This window comes from Endozoicomonas sp. SESOKO2 (assembly GCF_024606245.1).
Lineage (GTDB): Bacteria > Pseudomonadota > Gammaproteobacteria > Pseudomonadales > Endozoicomonadaceae > Endozoicomonas_A.
Window position 1 is genome coordinate 1 of sequence record NZ_JAHHPQ010000703.1, and the last position, 4,259, is coordinate 4,259.

The following is a 4,259-nucleotide window of genomic DNA, read 5'->3' on the forward strand; positions in this document are numbered from 1 at the left end:
CAATGTCTGCTATGCTGACTGCTCCTGCAACAAATGATAATGGTACGCAGTATGTCACTGGAATATCGTGTAGAGAAACTTGAATCCCATTTTGAATCGCTGGATAACGCTGTACATCGGCTCATCGAGATTACTGGGGAAACACAGAAGATTGTGCTCGAAAACCAGCGAGAGAATCGGCTCATGTTTGAGCGGCAAGACCGCAAGATTGAGGCTTACCAGTCTGAGAACCGCAAACGTTTTGACCAGCACGACAAACGTTTTGACCAGCACGACAAACGTTTTGACAAAATAGAAGAAACTCTCGCCATCATCGTAAACCACCTTCAGAAATAACTACGCCACCTAACAACTCGCTTGGCGGGGACACAGCTACGCTGCCCGTCAGCTCTGGGTTAGGTGGCTCAAGAAAAATCCTGCTTTTCCTTCAGATAAGTAGAAAAAGTGAAAACCACTACAATGTAGTTGCACTCTATGCATGAGAAAATTTACATTCGAGTGAGACGTAGAAAAGCCCAAGAAAAACCTCAAAAAGCATGGAATTAGCTTTGAGGAGGCGAGATCTGTATTTTTAGATGAGAATGGTTTTCTTATTAGTGATCCAGACCATTCTGATGAAGAAGATCGTTTCGTTTTTTAGGTATGAGTGTTAGCTTGAAAGTGTTAGTTGTTTGCCATTGCTATCGCAGTGAGAATGAAATCATTCGTATCATCTCTGAGAGACGAGCTAACAAAAGTGAAGCTACGGCTTATAAAAGCAGATGAGACAATGAGGGAAGAGTATGATTTCAGTAAGGGCATTAAAAACCCCTATGCAAAAAAATTAAAAAAAATAACAATTCGTATTGATGAAGATGCAATTGAATATTTCAAATCCCTATCGGATGACTTAGGTGTTTCCTATCAAAGCCTAATAAATCTTTATCTCAGAGACTGTGCCCAGAAGCAGCGTAAACTCAATATGTCTTGGAAGTAACCGCCACCTGACAAATGCAGTCAAAGGGACGGTGAAGAAGTTTTGCTACATGGTAAAAGAATTACATTCTTAGAAAATGATTCTAAAGATCAACAATATATCAGACAGGAATCTGAAGCAGATAAATTTGCACAGACAACATTAATTCTTGAAAGTGAATGCTCTGCTTTCTTGAAAGAAGGGGTTTTCACTAAAGCTGCTATCAGCCAACTCTCTCAAGCAATAGGCATGTTTCCCGGTATTATTTCCTGTCGTTATCACTACGATTCCTGATGTGAAAGACCGTCTGAAATACCCTCTGTAACCGAAATATCCAAGCTTTGAATTCATGAAGATTCCGCCCACTTATGGGCCACTTACAATATGCACATTCCTTTTTTGATGTCGTCCAGCTGGACACTGACGGAATCCTATAATGACACGCCGGTTGGCAATGCTGTCTCTACGCTCGAAAGCACTTTTGCCATGGCAGGTGTTGAAATTACCCGGGATATCATCAGTTCCATGTGCCGTACCGAAATTGGTGGTAAAGGCTACTACCTGAAACGGTATACCGGAGGCGGGAAAAATCTTCGCCGGTACATTGGCAGAAGCCGTATCCGGGGGGAATGGGAAAGCATGCTGTTTTTCCGTGAACACGGTATTCCTGCCGCCAAGGTGGTCGCCTATGGGCAGGAAATTCAATGGGGCATTATGACGCGCGGCGCACTGGTGACCGAAGAGGCACCCAATACTCTGGATCTTCGCCAGATGGTCAGAGACAGTATTCATTGGCTGAAAGATCGGACCTGGATGGCCAGAGTTATTGAGCAGTTAGCTCCAGCGGTCAGAACCATGCATAACCAGAGCTTCATCCACACTGATCTCAAGTGGCGAAATATTCTGGTTTCACAGAATGAAAATCCTGAAATCTGTTTCATTGATTGTCCTGCTGGCCAGAAGGTTCTTCCCTTTTTCCTGGAGCGAGGGATTACCAAAGATCTGGCCTGCCTTGATAAGATGGGCAAGCAGCATCTTTCACGCACTCAACGGCTAAAGTTTTATCAACTCTATTGTGGAGGCCGACTCAAAGCGAGCGACAAGGTTCGAATCCGAAAAATCCTGAACTTTTTCGAAGGAAGGGAGTAATATGCCTGACCCATTCCTTCAGAAGTGGCATACACTGAGTTCTGATTCTCAAAAGTCTGAATTTATTTATCAGGCTCTGTTGGCTAATGAACGCCCTGAACATTTTGCACAACTACCACCCAAGTTTGATCGCCTTCTTGAGGCGCACAACGCTCCGCCAGAGCTATTGAACGAAGTACAGCGCATCCGCAAGCAGAAAGAATTAAAGCTACAAGAATGTCTGAAACCCAGGACAGGATTTAGTTATCAGAAGTCCTGGTTTCAATTGGCTATTACCGATCAGAGAGATGAATGCCCGGAGCTTTCAAACCTTCTTACTGAGCCCGACGCCTTTATCAGACAGGGACATATCATCAAGACAGGAAAAGCCACGACCGTTGCTGTTGCGACATCCGGTAAAAAACAGTATTTCATCAAAAGGTACAATTCCAGAGGCTTTCTCTACAGTCTGACTCGTAGCCTGATTCCCTCAAGAGCTGCGGTCACCTGGTATGCAGCCCAGCTGCTGGAAAGCATTGGTGTCCCGACAGCACGACCCGTTGCCTTGCTGGAGAAGCGCTGGGGGCCTTTGAAACAGACCAGCTTCGTTATTCATGAATATGTCGTAAGTATTCATGCTATGAAATATTTTGCTGAAGGCGCTGAGCCTCAGCCCGAGTGGCCCGTCGTTGCTAAGGAAATAGATGACATCCTTTACACCTTGAAGCGATCTCTGATTATTCATGGAGATTTGAAAGGACAGAATTTCATTATTCAGAACCACCGGCCTTTGTTGATAGATCTGGACTCTTTGGCCAGCTACCCGTGTTCGTCTACCTATCTAAGGCAATACCCTAAGGATCTTGCACGTTTCGCCCGGAACTGGAGAGATGAACCTCAAGCCAGTCCCTTCTTTACACCTGTTATCAACCAACTCAGCAAAGATATTGTTGATCCTTCTTCATTATGACTGCCCCTTTATTCAGTATTGTCATCCCCTGCTATAACTACGCCCATACTCTAAAACGCTCTGTAAAGTCAGTCTTAGCACAGAAATGCAAGGATTATGAGCTGCTGGTTATTAATGATGGCTCACAAGATGATACGGAAGTGGTCATCAGCGAGTTGACAGCACAATACCCAGGCACTTTTCGGGCCATTACTCAACCTAATAAAGGTTTAGCTGCTACCAGAAACCGCGGCGTTTTGGAGACTTCTGGTCAGTATTTAATGTTTCTTGATGCCGATGATGAGTTGGTCGAACATTCTCTTGGGAGTCTGAGTCAAGCCATTCATTCATACCCTGAGGTAAGTATGGTGATTGGCGCTCATATTTCTGTGGAACCTGATGGCAGGGAACGCTTCCGGCCCAGACCGAAAGTTCCCAACGATAATACAGCCCTATTCAAAATGTATCTTTTGAAGGATGAACTGCCTATTGCCAACGGTGCAACAGCCATGCACAGGGAGATCTTTGACGGGTATCAGTATCCTGTTCACTTTAGATGCGTTGAAGACATCCCCATGTTTGCTTATGTGCTGGCTAACTATCAATGCATCACACTTAACAAGCCTGTCGCCAAAATACATAAACACGATGACAGCATGAGAAACAACGTGAAGCTTGATCTATCTGTTGGTTTGGACCTCATCGATGAGGTCTTCAGCCCGACGAGACTTCCTTGCAAGTTTATGTCACTGAAGTCAAAGTATGAAACCAGACGACTGCTCTCTATTTTCAGATCTCTGTATGTTGCCGGTGAATACCAACACGCCTTGGAGTACTATTGCCAGGCAGTCAGGCAATCGCCTTCTACTTTCTTTAAATCCAGCTATTCCAGAAAAGCATTGAGGGCAATGCTATTCAGCTGGAGAAGATCATCAAAGCGTTAATAGAAAAATAACTCATTGGATCTGACCGCCTTTCGGAAAACTCATCTTCAAAAAAATCTGGCTGCTCACGTTTGATCAGAGCTTTTTGCAGACGCTTTCTTAGCCACGTTTTGAATCGGACAGGTCTTCACAAATAATGGTTCATCTCTATGGCCATTATTTTATTTTTTTGCTCTGAGTCATTCGGGGTGTATGAGAATGCAGCGGTCAGTTTCACTGCATCGCCAGCCCGCTGTGTCAGGATAGATGTCGCCTCTTTTGATTCATGACTCTCAATAATTGA

Annotated in this window: 7 protein-coding genes; all 7 read left to right on the forward strand. The window is 44.4% G+C overall.

The annotated features are described in order from the left end of the window. Positions 1–51: 51 nt before the first annotated feature. The 7 genes from KDK17_RS16935 (at position 52) to KDK17_RS16965 (ending at position 3,976) form a co-directional block, all read left to right on the forward strand. The gene (locus KDK17_RS16935) at positions 52–336 is read left to right on the forward strand and encodes a hypothetical protein (protein ID WP_257288620.1); all 285 of its coding nucleotides are present in this window, start codon (positions 52–54) and stop codon (positions 334–336) included. Between the two features lie 205 nt (positions 337–541). Next, a complete protein-coding gene (locus KDK17_RS16940) occupies positions 542–640 on the forward strand; it encodes a hypothetical protein (RefSeq protein ID WP_257254541.1) in 99 nt (32 codons plus the stop codon). A 96-nt stretch (positions 641–736) separates the two neighbouring features. Continuing rightward, positions 737–976 (forward strand): BrnA antitoxin family protein, encoded by a 240-nt coding sequence (locus KDK17_RS16945; RefSeq protein WP_257254536.1) that lies wholly within the window; start codon positions 737–739, stop codon positions 974–976. Positions 977–1,018: 42 nt separating this feature from the next. Beyond that, the gene (locus tag KDK17_RS16950) at positions 1,019–1,249 is read left to right on the forward strand and encodes a hypothetical protein (RefSeq protein WP_257254537.1); all 231 of its coding nucleotides are present in this window, start codon (positions 1,019–1,021) and stop codon (positions 1,247–1,249) included. 90 nt (positions 1,250–1,339) lie between these two features. Next, positions 1,340–2,104, forward strand: a complete 765-nt coding sequence (locus tag KDK17_RS16955; RefSeq protein WP_257288621.1) for a lipopolysaccharide kinase InaA family protein — start codon at positions 1,340–1,342, stop codon at positions 2,102–2,104. A gap of 1 nt (position 2,105) precedes the next feature. After that, positions 2,106–3,053, forward strand: a complete 948-nt coding sequence (locus tag KDK17_RS16960; RefSeq protein WP_257254539.1) for a lipopolysaccharide kinase InaA family protein — start codon at positions 2,106–2,108, stop codon at positions 3,051–3,053. Then, complete coding sequence (locus tag KDK17_RS16965) at positions 3,050–3,976, forward strand: glycosyltransferase family A protein (RefSeq protein ID WP_257254540.1); 927 nt, start codon at positions 3,050–3,052, stop codon at positions 3,974–3,976. Before KDK17_RS16960 ends, KDK17_RS16965 begins: the two co-directional genes overlap by 4 nt. The last annotated feature ends 283 nt before the right edge of the window (positions 3,977–4,259 follow it).